The organism is uncultured Porphyromonas sp., assembly GCF_900541275.1.
Taxonomy (GTDB): domain Bacteria; phylum Bacteroidota; class Bacteroidia; order Bacteroidales; family Porphyromonadaceae; genus Porphyromonas_A.
Window position 1 is genome coordinate 1 of the sequence record NZ_UQJH01000007.1, and the last position, 13839, is coordinate 13839.

Sequence of the window (13839 nt, forward strand, 5' to 3'; positions counted from 1 at the left end):
ACGACACCTTATATGATCCCGATCACCACCTCAAAGTAGCTCAACAATATCAGACCGCATAAAATTTCTACCCAAAAAGTTTGGTGGTTAGCATAAATAGCCCGCGTGTCGAGGCACGAAGTGCCGAAGACCGCGGGAAACGAAGATGCATTTTAGAATAAGCGACCCCGTAGGGTGTCGCACTTGTCAGGGAGTTAGGCAACCGGTGCGACACCCTTGCGGGGTCGTGGGATCAATTGTGATGCCTGATCCACGGGATCGTCGGGGCTACACCCCTCTGACACCCGGGCTGTGAAAAAGGCACCCCTGCCTGGGTGCCTCGCTCTCCCACTTTTCACAATGAGCTAAGTGGCTTCTGTACGACTCAAGTACCCCCTCTCACGCTATGCTTATGGCGTGAGAGGGGGTACTTGATTTGTTGGGCGGTCGCCCTATGCCTCCTTCCGGAGGAGCTCTGTCAGGAAGAGGTCCAGCTCCTCGCTCGCTCCCTTGAGGAGCTTGTCGTGCCGGATCCCGTCCCAGGTGCTGTCGCTGTGGGAGTAGAGTGTCTTGTCCTTAGCCCCGCCGGTCTGATAGACGATCGTGACGTCCATCGCAAAGGGGTGTTGCTCAAAGAATCCTGCCGCCGCCAGCCGCCGGAGTGCTTCCCGGACGGTCAGGAGCGCCTCCTGCTCCGTCACCACGGCACGCTCCCCATCCTCGGAGAGCCAGCCATAGACCACCTCGCTCTCGCTCTGACCGCTATCCGAGGAGAGGAGTATCTCCCCCTCGACGAGGTCAAAGGAGGTGATCACCTTGTGGACCGACAGGCAGCCGCCCGTCAGCAGCGTCTCACGGAAGTGCCCGAAAAACTCCGCCACGATAGCGGCGGTACTCATCACCTTGTCATGAATCTCTGACTCCATATCGTGCCTTGATTACTTGCGGGAGGGATGGCTTACTGCTGTTGCTCGAGGAGGTCGAGACGCTCTTGGGCGCTCTTCAGCTTCTCCGTCGCATCGGAGACCTTCTTCCGCTCCATATCGACGACAGCCTGCGGGGCGTTGTTGACAAAGCCCGGGTTGCTCAGCTTCTTCTCTATCCCGGCTATAAATCCGGTGTAGTGCTTGATGTCCTTCCTCAGCTTCTCGATCTCGCCCGAGATGTCGATCAGCCCGCGGAAGGGGACGCCATAGACGGTCGTCTCCACGAGGAAAGTCTCCACCTCAGCGTCTCCGCTCGTCGGTGCGACGGTGAAGTCGGAGATATTGGCGAGCTTGCGGATCACCGCCTTGGAGGCATCGCTCAGGCGATCCTCCGGCATCAGCAGCTCCACCGCCTCGCGGGGTGATACGCCGTGGTGGGCGCGCAGTCCGCGGACGCCGGTGATGATGTCGCTCGAGAGCGCCATCTGGTGGAGGATCTCGCGGTCAGGCTCCGCCTCAGCAGGCAGCTGCTGCGTCATGATGCTCTCCCCGTCTGCGCGGTCGGCAAGGTTTTGCCACAGCTCCTCGGTGATGAAGGGCATAAAGGGGTGCAGGAGGAGCAGCAACTGCTCGAGATAGCCCTTCGTGGCGGTAAGTGTCGCACTATCGATCGGCTTGCCGTAGTCCGGCTTCACCAGCTCGAGGTAGGTGCCGGAGAAGTCGTCCTTGACCACACGGTAGAGCAGCATCATCGCATCGCTGATGCGGTACTTGGCGAAGTGGTCGTCGAGCGTCTTGCGGGTGTCGCTCAGCACCTCGGCAAACCACCGTACAGCGGCCGCCTGGGCAGCGCTTTGCTCCACCGTCTCGCTCTCCTGCCAGCCCTGTACGAGGCGGTACGAATTCCAGATCTTATTGCTGAAGTTGCGCCCCTGCTCGCACATAGACTCATCGAAGAGGATGTCGTTGCCGGCATTGGTGCAGCTCATCAGCCCCATCCGGACGCCGTCGGCGCCATACTCCTTGATCAGCAGGAGCGGGTCCGGGCTGTTGCCCAGCTGCTTACTCATCTTGCGTCCCTGGTGATCGCGGACGATACCGGTGAGGTAGACGTCCCCGAAGGGCTTCTTCCCCATATACTCATACCCTGCCATGATCATGCGGGCGACCCAGAAGAAGAGGATGTCCGGTCCGGAGACGAGGGTCGAGGTGGGGTAGTAGTACCGGAGCTCCGCATTCTCCGGATCCTTGATCGGATTGGCGAAGACGCTCATCGGCCAGAGCCAGGAGGAGAACCAGGTGTCCAGCGTGTCCTCGTCCTGCTTCAGGTCAGCATCGGTGAGGGCCGGGTCGATCTTGTGAGCCTCCTCGAGCGCCACGGCACGGCTCTCCCCCACGACGATCTGCCCATCAGGCAGGTAGTAGGCGGGGATGCGGTGCCCCCAGTAGAGCTGACGAGAGATATTCCAGTCGTGGATATTCTCCATCCAGTGCGCGTAGATGCTCTTAAACTTTGGCGGCACCAGGCTCACCTCGTCCTTCATCACCGCCTCGTAGGCCGGCTTGACGAAGTGATCCATCCGGAGGAACCACTGGGTGGAGAGCTTCGGCTCGATCGGCACATCGGTCCGCTCGGAGAAGCCGACCGTATTGTCGTAGTCCTCCACGTGGTCCATCGCCCCGATCTCCTCCAGCTCTTGGGCAAAAGCGTCCCGCACCTCAAAGCGGTCACGCCCCTCGTACTTGCCGCCAAAGCTATTCAGCGTACCATCGTCACTGAAGACGTCGTACTTAGGCAGGTGATACCGCTCACCGATGGCGTAGTCGTTGATGTCGTGACAGGGGGTGATCTTGAGGCAGCCGGTACCGAAGTCTATGTCCACGTAGTCATCCATGATGATCGGGATCTCGCGACCCACGCCCGGCACGATGACATGCTTGCCCTGGAGGTGGGTGTACCGCTCATCGGAGGGATTGATGCAGACCGCCGCATCACCAAAGATCGTCTCCGGGCGGGTCGTCGCCACGAGGACGTACTGCTCCGGATCCTCCACGATGGTGTAGCGGACATAGTAGAGCTTGGAGTGCTCCGCCTTATGGATCACCTCCTCATCGGAGATCGCCGTCTTAGCTGCCGGATCCCAATTCACCATCCGTATGCCGCGGTAGATCAGCCCCTTGCGGTAGAGGTCGCAGAAGACATCATTCACCGTTTCGCTTCGCTGCTCGTCCATGGTGAAGGCGAGGCGGTCCCAGTCGCAGGAGGCGCCGATCTTCTTGAGCTGGCTGATGATGATCCCGCCGTGCTCATGCGTCCAGTCCCACACCTCGTCGAGGAATTGCTCGCGCGTGAGGTCGCTCTTCTTGATCCCCTGCTTCGCCAGCTTGGCCACCACCTTCGCCTCCGTAGCTATGGAGGCATGGTCGGTCCCGGGGACCCAGCAGGCGTTGAAGCCGGTCATCCGCGCCCGGCGGACGAGGATGTCCTGGAGGGTGTTATTGAGCATATGCCCCATATGGAGCACGCCGGTGACGTTGGGCGGGGGGATGACGACGGTGTAGGGAGGTCTATTGTCCGGATGAGAGGCGAAGAGCTTATGCTCCGTCCAGTATCCATACCACTTATCCTCCACCTGGGAGGGATCGTACTTAGCGCTTAGTTCGTGCGACATATCTCGTCTGTAGTTATCTGTCTTTAGATGACAAAGATAAGACAATTTCCCCTCCTAAGCCCCCTCTTGCCGTCTCATCCGCCAGGCGTGGCGCACATAATGGCGATCGCCAGAGGGAGCGACACCCTGGCGGGGTCGTGTCATAAAGGTGGAACGCAGGAAACCCGGGGTCTTCGGCACTTCGTGCCTCGACACCCGGACTAGGAAAAACGGACCCCTACCGGGGTCCCAGGCTGGATCGGTCGGCTGGATCGGTCGGCTGGATCGGTCGGCTGGATCGGCATGTGGGATCGGCATACGGGATCGGTCGGCGGGGCGGACCTTTTAGGCAAATGCCGGCTGTTTAGAGCACCGTCCGACTTGTCCGATCCGTCCGACTCGTCCGATAAGACAGCTCTCCTTAGCATACAGAGAGGGGGCACAGCGCAGATCTCTCTCTCTGCGCTGTGCCCCCTCAGGTATCAGGGACGGGAGGGATTACCTCTCCTCCTTCATCGCATTCTCATTGGAGATAAGCTCGCCTGCGGGGATGTAGCAGCAGACGAGGTTGCGATCGCCGTAGCCGTCATTGACGCGCGCGACATTGACCCAGTGCTTCCAGTCGTGGAGGTAGGGGAGGTCAAAGGCAGCCTTTTCCCTCGTGTAGGGGTGGCTCCACTCGTCGGTGGCCACCTCGTAGAGGGGGTGGGGGGCATTCTTGAGGACATTATCCTCCACGTCAGCCTTGCCATCCATGATCTCCTGGATGTCGGCGCGGATGCGCTTCATCACCTCGACGAAGCGGTCGAGCTCCTTGAGGCTCTCACTCTCGGTCGGCTCCACCATGAGGGTGCCGTGGACGGGGAAGGAGAGCGTCGGGGCGTGGTAGTTGTAGTCCATCAGTCGCTTGGCGATGTCGAGGTCGGTGATGCCGACGGCACCAAAGTTGCGGCACTCGACGATGCACTCGTGACCGACGAAGCCGGTCTCGCCACGGTAGAGGACGCCATAGTCCTCCTGCAGACGGGCGGAGAGGTAATTGGAGTTGAGGATCGCTCCGGCGGTGGCAGCCTTGAGCCCCTTAGCGCCCATCATGCGGATGTAGGCGTAGGTGATGCCGAGGATGCCGGCGCTGCCGAAGGGCGCTGCAGAGACGGGGATGCGGTCCTCGCCATGCATCAGCGGGTGAGAGGGCTTGTAGGGTGCGAGCTTGCTCGTCATGCAGATGCAGCCCTCACCGGGACCGCCACCACCGTGGGGGATGGCAAAGGTCTTGTGGAGGTTGAGGTGGCATACGTCGGCACCGATGAAGCCGGGGTTGGTCCAGCCGCACTGACCATTCATATTGGCACCATCCATGTAGACCAGACCGCCACGCTCGTGAACGATCTTGAGGAGCTCACGGATGTGTACCTCGAAGATGCCGTACGTACTCGGGTAGGTGATCATGGTGCCGGCGAGGCGGTCCTTGTGCTGCTCCGCCTTGGTGCGGAAGTCCTCTACGTCGATCTCGCCATTCTCCGTCGACTTGACGATCACCGGCTCCAGTCCGGCGAGGGAGGTGGAGGCGGGGTTGGTGCCGTGAGCAGACTCGGGGAGGAGGATCACCTTGCGGTCCTCCTGTCCGTGGTCGATGAAGTACTCACGGATGGTGCGCAGACCGGCGTACTCGCCGGCGGCACCGGAGTTGGGCATAAAGGAGATGTCGTCAAATCCTGTGATCGTGCAGAGCATCTTGCCGAGGCTGTCGATCATCTCGAGGTAGCCCTCCACCTGCTCTGAGGGAGCGTAGGGGTGGATGCAGGAGAAGTGGGCATTGGAGAGGATGAAGAGGGAGGCGGCAGGATTGAGCTTCATCGTGCAGGAGCCGAGGGAGATCATCGAGTCGGCAAGGGATAGGTCACGCCGACCGAGACGGGTGCAGTAGCGCATCAGCTCGGTCTCGGTGTGGTAGAGGCTGAAGACCTCCTGCTGCATGAAGTCGCCCTCGCGACGGACCTTCTCGTCCATCGGCAGCCACTCTGCGGGGATCTCCGGCACGTCGATCTCGGAGTCGGCCTTCTTCGCTTCGGTGAAGATGTAGAAGAGGGTAGCGAGGTCGCTCACCTCCGTGGTCTCATCGAGGGAGATGCCGATGGAGGTGCCGTCAGCGAAGTAGCGGAAGTTGCAGCCACTCTCCTCGGCGATGCGACGGATGGCGGCCACCTTCTCCTCGGAGAGGTCGACGATCTTGAGGGTGTCGAAGTAGAGCGTATTGGCTTGCTTGTAGCCGAGCTTGCGGAGCTGACGGTCGAGGATCACGGTGTAGGTGTGGATCCGCCCGGCGATGTCCTTGAGTCCCTCCGGTCCGTGATAGACGGCATACATACCGGCGATGGTGGCGAGGAGTGCCTGAGCGGTACAGATATTAGAGGTGGCGCGCTCGCGCTTGATGTGCTGCTCGCGGGTCTGGAGGGCGAGGCGGAAGGCCTTGTGATCCAGACGGTCGACGGTCACACCGATGATGCGTCCCGGGATGATGCGTTTGTACTCGTCGGTGGCGGCGAGGTAGCCGGCGGAGGGACCACCGAAGTACATCGGCACGCCGAAGCGCTGAGAGGAGCCGAAGACAATGTCGGCACCCAGCTCACCGGGAGGGGTCATCAGCACGAGGGACATCAGGTCGGCAGCGACAGCGACACGGACGCCGGCCTTCTTTGCCTTCTCGAGGAAGCTCTTGAGCTCGATCACCTGACCATTGTCATTGGTATACTGGACGACAGCGCCGGCAAAGGTCTCGTCGAGGGTGATCTCATCGGGGCAGCCGTAGACCAGCTCGCAGTCCCACTGCGAGGCGCGCGTCTCGATGACGCGGCGGGTGGTGGTGAAGAGGTTATTGGAGACGAAGATCTTCGTCTTGGTCTTCTCCTCAGCCCGCTTACGGACATTCAGCAGCATGGCGCATGCCTCGGCAGCTGCGGTCGCCTCATCGAGGAGGGAGCAATTGGTCAGCGGGAGACGGGTAAGCTCGGTGATGACGGTCTGGAAGTTGAAGAGCGCCTCCAGTCGGCCCTGCGACACCTCAGCCTGATAGGGCGTGTAGGAGGTGTACCAAGCGGGGTTCTCGAGGATATTACGCTGGATGACGGCGGGGGTGCAGGTGTCGTACCAGCCCATACCGATGTAGGAGGAGAAGATCTGATTCTTCTCGCCCAGCTCATTGATGTGCTCGATCAGCTCGCGCTCGCTCATCGGCTCGGGGAGGTCCAGCTCCTTGTCGAGCAGGATGTCCGACGGCATGACACGATGGATGAGGTCGTCGACGCTCTTGACGCCGATGGTCTCGAGCATCCTCTTCTTCTCCTCGGGGTCGGTGACGCCGATCTCGCGGATGCTGAAGTCAGTTGTATTCATGAATCGATTGTGTAAGTATTTGGTTAGATGATTTTTAGTGGCAAAAGGTCAGAGCCCAAACTCCGACAGTGTAAAATTAGCCATTTTCCCCGAGAGAATAAAAAGAAGCACCCCCTCATCCGACGGGTCGGCCGGCGTGGCACCCCGATAGGGGTGCGTTTTTCGTAGCCCGGTGGTCGGAGGGGCGTAGCCCCGACGACCCCGGGAAATCATAGCCCTATTCATCCCCTCGACCCCGCTAGGGCGTCGCTCGTAATGGCGATCGTCAGAGGGGGACCGACACCCTGTCGGGGTCGTCTATATGAGGCGTAACGTAAGTAACCCGGGGTCATCGGCACTTCGTGCCTCGACCACCGGGCTATGAAAAAATGACCCCTCCCGGGGTCCCCTGCTGGATCGGCTGTCGGGGCAGACCTCCTTGTGGATACCAGGTGTCTCTTGCGCTGTCCGACTCGTCCGACCGGTCCGACTTGTCCGATTCGTCCGATAAGGCAGCGCAGAGGGGGTAAAAATCTAATACCGATATTAGGTGCGACTAATATCGGTATTAGTGATCTCTAATATCGGTATTAGAGTTTTCTTTTACCGGTATTAGATTTCTCCCACAGAAAAGGGGGGGGGAGGACAGGGTTGCCTTGGGACTATCGGTGGAGGAGGTGCTCCTCGCGCTTTGACTCGATCCAGCGGGCCACGATGCGGGGGTAATGGTCGCGCTCGAGGAGGTGGATCTTGGCGGCGATATCCTCTGGTGTATCCTCGGGGCTGATCTCGGTACGTGCCTGATAGATCGTCCGCCCGCGGTCGTACTGCTCATCGATCTCGTGGATCGTGATGCCGGTCTCCCGCTCGCCGGCGGCGTGGACCGCCTCGTGGACGTGCATGCCGTACATCCCCTTGCCCCCATACTTGGGCAGGAGTGCGGGGTGGATATTGAGGATCAGACCCGGATAGGCCTCGAGGAGGAAGTGCGGGATGAGCGCCATGTACCCCGCCAGCACGATCGCCTCCACTCCTCGCTCACGGAGGTAGGGCAACAGCACCTCAGGGTCGGCCAGCTCATCGCGGGTGAAGTACTTCACCTCGATCCCTAGCTGCTCTGCTCGATGGCGCACATAGGCCTCTCGGCGGTTGATCACCACGCAGGCGACGGAGAGCGCTGCCTCCGGGTGGGCGGCGAGGTACTCAGCGATCTGCTCCATATTGGTCCCGTTGCCGGAGGCAAATATTGCTATCTTAGTCATAACGTGAAAATGCACGAACTTATTTCATTGTGCAAATAATATGTATCTTTGCTTTGTCAAAGGGTGAGGTATGCCGTGCGTTGCTCCCATCCTTGTGAGACAAAGATACGTTTTTTCAATACTTAATTACTAAATAGACATACCAATATGACACGTGACGAAGTCGCAAAGAAGGTAGAGGACATCATCGTTGACAAGCTTAATGTCGATGCCTCTGAGGTAAAGGATGAGGCTAATTTCACCCTGGACCTGGGTGCAGACTCTCTCGACACCGTGGAGCTGATCATGGAGTTTGAGAAGGAGTTTGACATCAAGATCGAGGACGACGAGGCTCAGAAGATCCAGACCGTCGGCGATGCTGTGGATCACGTCCTGGAGGCTGTCAAGGATCGCTAATCATCGATCAACGGAGCCTCTGTCGTAGGGGCTTTGTGCCTCGGAGAGAGCTGTCCCGATGCCGGTACGGCTCTGTCCGCCTGACAGATCATAGGGGGTGTGTCCGTAGCTGCGGACCCATCCCCTTTGCTCGTAGGGGTACCGGGGGACATCGGATGTCCATATGGACTTCACTCTGTGTAATCAATCATATACAATGGAGCTAAAAAGAGTAGTCGTCACCGGTGTCGGCGCCATCACGCCGCTCGGATACGATGTGCCAACGACGTGGGAAGCAGCCAAGGCCGGGCGTAGTGGCGCCGGGCCGATCACGCTCTTTGACCCGGAGCACTTCAAGACACACTTTGCCTGCGAGGTGAAGGACTTCCGGGTGACCGACTTCCTGGACCGTAAGCTGGCCAAGAAGTGCGACCGGTACACCCAATTTGCCCTCATCGCTGCGAGGGAGGCGCTCGAGGACTCTCAGCTCGATCTGGAGCGGGAGGATAAGGATGAGATCGGGGTGATCGTCTGCAGTGGCATCGGAGGGATCGGTTCTCTCGAGGAGAATATCCTCGACTACGATGCCGAGAAGGGACCCCACTTCTCTCCCTATATGGTCCCTAAGCTGATCAGCGATATGGCTGCCGGGGTGATCTCGATCGAGTATGGCTTCCGGGGACCCAACTTTGGCACCGTCTCCGCCTGCGCCTCCTCGACCCACTCCATCATCTCTGCGGTCGACAATATCCGTCTCGGTCGCACGCCCATCTGCCTCGCCGGTGGAGCGGAGGCAGCGATCTCTGTCAGCGGGCTGGGAGGCTTCAATAGCCTCCAGGCGCTCTCGACGCGCAACGACAGCCCCGAGACCGCCTCTCGGCCTTTCTCCAAGAGTAGGGATGGCTTCGTCCTCGGTGAGGGCGGTGCGGTCCTCGTGCTGGAGGAGATGGAGCATGCCGTGGCACGCGGGGCACGGATCTACGCGGAGATCGTCGGTGTCGGTATGAGTGCCGATGCCTACCACCTCACCGCCTCTCACCCCGAGGGGCTGGGCGCTCGCCTCGTGATGACGCGCGCTATGGAGGATGCGGGAGTCACGCCCGACAAGATCGACTACATCAATGTCCACGGCACTTCCACCCCCGTCGGGGATATCAGTGAGGCGCGCGCCATCGTCGACCTCTTCGGCGATCACGTGAGCGAGATGAGCATCAGCTCCACGAAGTCGATGACTGGTCACCTCCTCGGTGGGGCCGGAGCCGTCGAGGCGGTGCTGTCGATCCTCGCCCTCAGGGACGGGATCATCCCCCCGACGATCAATCACGCTGCGGATGACGATGATCCGGACTTCGACCCGAGGCTCGACTTTACCTTCAATACCGCTAAGGAGCGCCCCATAGAGTATGCGCTCTCCAATACCTTCGGCTTCGGAGGGCACAATGGTACCATCATACTCAAGAAGTGGAAGTAAGATGGCGATGAGCCACATGGGACGCCTCCTGGACCTGCTTAGGCAGAGGGTCCGAACTCTCGGTCAAGTCCCCGCAAGGAGGCGGAGGATCACTCCTGCAGAGGAGTATCGACGCAGCGTGGAGAGCTTTGTCCACGAGGTGACGGGACAGATGCCGACCGACTGGAGGACCTTTGCCCAGGCACTCACCCACTCCTCTTATGTCGGCAGTAACGGGGGGAAGCAAAATGAGCGGCTTGAGTACCTCGGCGACAGCCTCCTCGGTGCGGTGATCGCTGCCGCCGCCTACCGCCTCTATCCCGATGAGGATGAGGGTGGCCTGACGCAGATCCGCTCCTTCCTCAGCAGCCGCAAGCAGATCAATAAGCTGGCTCGCAATATGGGGATCGATAAGGTCCTCAGGGTCTCTCCGGGAGTGGACCTCGAGCACAGCGATGTGCCGGGAAATGCCCTCGAGGCCTTCATCGGGGCGCTCTATCTCGACAAGGGATTTGAGGCGACTGCCGACTTTGTCAAGAAGCAGGTGGTGATCTCGCGGAAGAATATGGAAAAGGTCTCCCACCAGGAGGAGGACTACAAGTCGGCCTTTATCATCAAGATGCAGCGAGAGGGCACGCCCTACCTCTTTGACTACCTCGGGGAGACGGAGGAGACACCGGGTGAGGTGGTCCACCACATTGCGCTCCGTGTCGGGGCTGAGGGCGAGATCCTCTCCCGGGGTAGCGGTCCCAGCAAGAAGGCTGCCGACCAGATGGCAGCGCAGAGCGCCCTCCGCCTCCTCGCCGACCGCTGACATTATCTCCCATCTTCATCAACGATCCTTCTGCGAAGGAGTATAAAAAAGAGGTTTCGAGTCACTACGCTCGAAACCTCTTTGGATTGTCGGGGGGCTGCCTATGCGGGATCGTAGAGGACCGGGGTGCCGGCAGCGAGGGAGGGTCGGATGGCGATGATCCGCTGATTGGAGCTGCCGCGGAAGCGGAGCCGCAGGTCCCGGAGCCGAGCGACGAAGCGTCCGTCCACGAGGACATCGCAGAGCTCTAAGAGGCGCCTCCGATCGGGGTCCGCCACGATCTGCTCGTAGGTGTAGCCGGAGTAGACCCAGATCGTCTTGCCCTCCGGCAGAGCCCGGCGTATCTCCTCCACCACCGGCACCAGTCCGGGGCTCTGCATCGGCTCGCCCCCGAGGAGGGTGAGCCCGGCGACGTTGGGGTCGCGGAGGTAGCTGATCGCCCGGGCGGTCGTCTCCTCGCTCCACTCGGTCCCGTAGGCGGGGTCCTGGTAGAGGACATTGAAGCAGTCGACGCAGTGTAGCGTGCAGCCGGTGACGAAGACGGAGGTGCGGATCCCCTCGCCATTGGCCACGTCGTACCGGCGGATCTGTGCGTAGTGGAGAGGCATCGGTACTAAATGTGCAGGACGCGGGACTTGATCTCCTTTGTCCGCCCTTCGTTCCAGAAGTTCTCCCCGAGGTAGCCGCAGGTGCGCCGGATGACGGTGAGCTTGGAGCGGTCCTTATTGTGGCACTGAGGGCACTCCCACTCGTTGTCGTCATTTACCTTGATCTCACCGTCAAAGCCGCAGACGTGGCAGTAGTCGCTCTTGGTATTGAACTCCCCGTACGTGATGTGGTCGTAGATGTAGCGGATCATCGTCAGCACGGCGGGGATGTTATTGGTCATATTGGGGATCTCGACGTAGGAGATCATACCGCCGGTGGAGAGGTCCTGAAACTCGCTCTCGAAGTCAAACTTCTCGAAGACGCTGATCGGCTCCCGCACATCGACGTGGTAGCTATTGGTGTAGTAGCCCTTGTCGGTGACATTCTCTATGGAGCCGAAGCGGGCGAGGTCGATCTTGGCAAAGCGATTGGTGAGGCTCTCGGCTGGCGTGCCGTAGAGGGCAAAGCCGAGACCGGTCTCCGCCTTCCACTCATCCACAGCCTGCCTCAGCCGGCGCATCACCCGGAGTGCAAATCGATGCCCCTCCTCTGTCGTGTGCGGCTCTCCCGTCACCAGCATAGAGGCCTCGTAGAGACCGATATAGCCGAGCGAGATGGTGGCGTAGCCCCGCTGGAGGTAGTCGTAGATCCGCTGGTGCGGCTTGAGCCGGGCGATCGCCCCGTACTGCCAGTGGATCGGCGAGACATCGCTGGTGACGTCCTTCAGCAGCTCGTAGCGAAAGAGGAGCGCCCGCTTGCAGAGCTCAAGCCGCTTCTCGAGGATGGTGAAGTAGCGCTCCTCGTCTCGGCCGGAGAGGATGCCGATCTGGGGAAGGTTGAGACTGACGACGCCCATATTGAAGCGTCCGTCGAAGACAAACTTTCCCTCCTCATCCTGCCAGGGGGAGAGGAAGCTGCGGCAGCCCATCGGGGCAAAGACGTTGCCCTTATAGATCTCCCGCATCTTCTTCGCAGAGATATAGTCGGGGTACATACGGCGGGCGGTGCACTTCGCCGCCAGCTCGGTGAGGTAGTAGTACTTGCTGTCGGGGTGGACGTTGTGCTCGTCGAGGACGTAGATGAGCTTGGGGAAAGCTGGCGTCACGTAGACGTCTGACTCATTCTTGATCCCCTCGAGCCGCTGCCGGAGTATCTCCTCGGTGATCAGCGCCGCCTCCCGCTCGTACTCGTACCCCGGCTGGAAGTACATGAAGAGCGTGACAAAGGGAGCCTGCCCATTCGTCGTCATGAGGGTATTGATCTGGTACTGGATCGTCTGGATGCCGTCCTTCACCTCCTTCTTCGTCCGCTTCCACGCCACCTCCTTGGCCTTCTCGAGATTGGGCTCTATGCCGTAGATCTTCTCCTGATCGTCGAGGGCGTACTTGAGATACTTGTCGAAGCTCCGGCGCACGTAGGGCGCAAGGATGCGGTCGATGCCGTTGATCGACTGGCCGCCATACTGACCCGAGGCGACCTGAGCGATGATCTGCGTCGTGATGGTGCAGGCGACCTGGAAGCTCTTGGGGCTGTCGATCTTCTTCCCATTGATGCAGGTGCCGCGACGAAGCATATCCTCGAGATTGATCAGGCAGCAATTGAACATCGGCTGGATGATGTAGTCCATGTCGTGGAAGTGGATCGCCCCGCTGTCGTGCGCCATCACGATGTCTGCCGGCATAAGGAGTCGGCGGGCGATATCCTTGGAGACCTCGCCGGCGATCAGGTCGCGCTGCGTGGAGACGATCTTGGCATCCTTATTCGAGTTCTCGTCCATCACGCCTCGGTTGGTCTTATTGAGGATGCCGAGGATGCTGGAGTCGTTGGTATTGCTCTGCCGCTTAAATTCCTGCACCGACCGGTAGCTCTCGTATGCCTTGGCGGTGGCGATGTTGCCGTACATCGTCAGCTTGTAGTAGACCATCTCCTCGATGGAGTGGATCGTCATCGGCGTGCGTACGATGGCGGCATAGCTCTCTATCTCGTCGGCGATCTGCGCCGCCTGCCCCGCCTCGTAGATCCCCGAGGAGGAGTTCATCGCCTTCTCGATGGCGATGGTGATCTTGCTCTTGTCGAAGGGCACTCGTCGCCCATCCCGCTTGATCACCTCGAGTATGGTGGTCGCTGACGGGTGACTATCTGTGCGCTGTGGATTGTCCATCTGGACAACTCTGTCCTCCTTAAGCATAGCGGTCTCCATATGTAAATCTCTGATATAAAGTGAGGTAATTGTTTTGTAAGAGTAGGTATTGGGAAACTTTCTCCTTCTATTCGCCGACTAAGTTAGCCAAAGATATCCACTCAGGCTATGACAAAAGTCCCTCAGTTGTCTGCCTTTTTGTCCTTTCCCGCTCCCCATCAG

10 protein-coding genes are annotated in these 13839 nt (G+C 59.9%); 3 read left to right on the plus strand and 7 right to left on the minus strand.

Annotated elements, in window-relative coordinates; translation table 11 throughout:
- Positions 1–431: 431 nt before the first annotated feature.
- From QZR17_RS04770 to QZR17_RS04785, 4 genes are all read right to left on the minus strand, one after another.
- Positions 432–905, minus strand: coding sequence for a hypothetical protein (locus QZR17_RS04770; protein WP_297128327.1), 474 nt, complete (start codon positions 903–905; stop codon positions 432–434).
- 32 nt (positions 906–937) lie between these two features.
- Positions 938–3577: a valine--tRNA ligase gene (locus QZR17_RS04775; protein ID WP_297128330.1), complete on the minus strand. Its 2640-nt coding sequence runs from the start codon at positions 3575–3577 to the stop codon at positions 938–940.
- A 477-nt stretch (positions 3578–4054) separates the two neighbouring features.
- Positions 4055–6949 (minus strand): aminomethyl-transferring glycine dehydrogenase, encoded by a 2895-nt coding sequence (gcvP, locus tag QZR17_RS04780; RefSeq protein ID WP_297128333.1) that lies wholly within the window; start codon positions 6947–6949, stop codon positions 4055–4057.
- A 641-nt stretch (positions 6950–7590) separates the two neighbouring features.
- Complete coding sequence (locus tag QZR17_RS04785; RefSeq protein WP_297128337.1) at positions 7591–8190, minus strand: phosphoribosylglycinamide formyltransferase; 600 nt, start codon at positions 8188–8190, stop codon at positions 7591–7593.
- Positions 8191–8337: 147 nt separating this feature from the next.
- On the opposite strand from QZR17_RS04785, the gene QZR17_RS04790 reads away from it, so the two are divergent.
- A complete protein-coding gene (locus QZR17_RS04790) occupies positions 8338–8586 on the plus strand; it encodes an acyl carrier protein (protein WP_070466942.1) in 249 nt (82 codons plus the stop codon).
- Here the strand turns inward: QZR17_RS04790 and QZR17_RS04795 are convergent, their stop codons facing one another.
- Positions 8587–8760, minus strand: coding sequence for a hypothetical protein (locus QZR17_RS04795; RefSeq protein WP_297128339.1), 174 nt, complete (start codon positions 8758–8760; stop codon positions 8587–8589).
- Positions 8761–8782: 22 nt separating this feature from the next.
- Here QZR17_RS04795 and fabF point away from each other — a divergent pair, with 22 nt between their 5' ends.
- Both fabF and QZR17_RS04805 read left to right on the plus strand, forming a co-directional pair.
- Positions 8783–10036, plus strand: coding sequence for a beta-ketoacyl-ACP synthase II (gene fabF, locus QZR17_RS04800; RefSeq protein ID WP_297128342.1), 1254 nt, complete (start codon positions 8783–8785; stop codon positions 10034–10036).
- Between the two features lie 16 nt (positions 10037–10052).
- Positions 10053–10829, plus strand: coding sequence for a ribonuclease III domain-containing protein (locus QZR17_RS04805; RefSeq protein ID WP_297128345.1), 777 nt, complete (start codon positions 10053–10055; stop codon positions 10827–10829).
- Positions 10830–10930: 101 nt separating this feature from the next.
- Here QZR17_RS04805 and nrdG read toward each other — a convergent pair whose 3' ends face one another.
- Both nrdG and nrdD read right to left on the minus strand, forming a co-directional pair.
- Positions 10931–11437, minus strand: a complete 507-nt coding sequence (gene nrdG, locus QZR17_RS04810; RefSeq protein ID WP_297128348.1) for an anaerobic ribonucleoside-triphosphate reductase activating protein — start codon at positions 11435–11437, stop codon at positions 10931–10933.
- 5 nt (positions 11438–11442) lie between these two features.
- The gene (gene nrdD, locus QZR17_RS04815; protein WP_297128351.1) at positions 11443–13677 is read right to left on the minus strand and encodes an anaerobic ribonucleoside-triphosphate reductase; all 2235 of its coding nucleotides are present in this window, start codon (positions 13675–13677) and stop codon (positions 11443–11445) included.
- Positions 13678–13839: the final 162 nt, after the last annotated feature.

Coding starts and splice junctions, on each gene's coding strand:
- QZR17_RS04770 (WP_297128327.1), bottom strand. CDS start 905: ATGGAGTCAGAGATTCATGACAAGGTGATGAGTACCGCCGCTATCGTG.
- QZR17_RS04775 (WP_297128330.1), bottom strand. CDS start 3,577: ATGTCGCACGAACTAAGCGCTAAGTACGATCCCTCCCAGGTGGAGGAT.
- gcvP (WP_297128333.1), bottom strand. CDS start 6,949: ATGAATACAACTGACTTCAGCATCCGCGAGATCGGCGTCACCGACCCC.
- QZR17_RS04785 (WP_297128337.1), bottom strand. CDS start 8,190: ATGACTAAGATAGCAATATTTGCCTCCGGCAACGGGACCAATATGGAG.
- QZR17_RS04790 (WP_070466942.1), top strand. CDS start 8,338: ATGACACGTGACGAAGTCGCAAAGAAGGTAGAGGACATCATCGTTGAC.
- fabF (WP_297128342.1), top strand. CDS start 8,783: ATGGAGCTAAAAAGAGTAGTCGTCACCGGTGTCGGCGCCATCACGCCG.
- QZR17_RS04805 (WP_297128345.1), top strand. CDS start 10,053: ATGGGACGCCTCCTGGACCTGCTTAGGCAGAGGGTCCGAACTCTCGGT.
- nrdG (WP_297128348.1), bottom strand. CDS start 11,437: ATGCCTCTCCACTACGCACAGATCCGCCGGTACGACGTGGCCAATGGC.
- nrdD (WP_297128351.1), bottom strand. CDS start 13,677: ATGGAGACCGCTATGCTTAAGGAGGACAGAGTTGTCCAGATGGACAAT.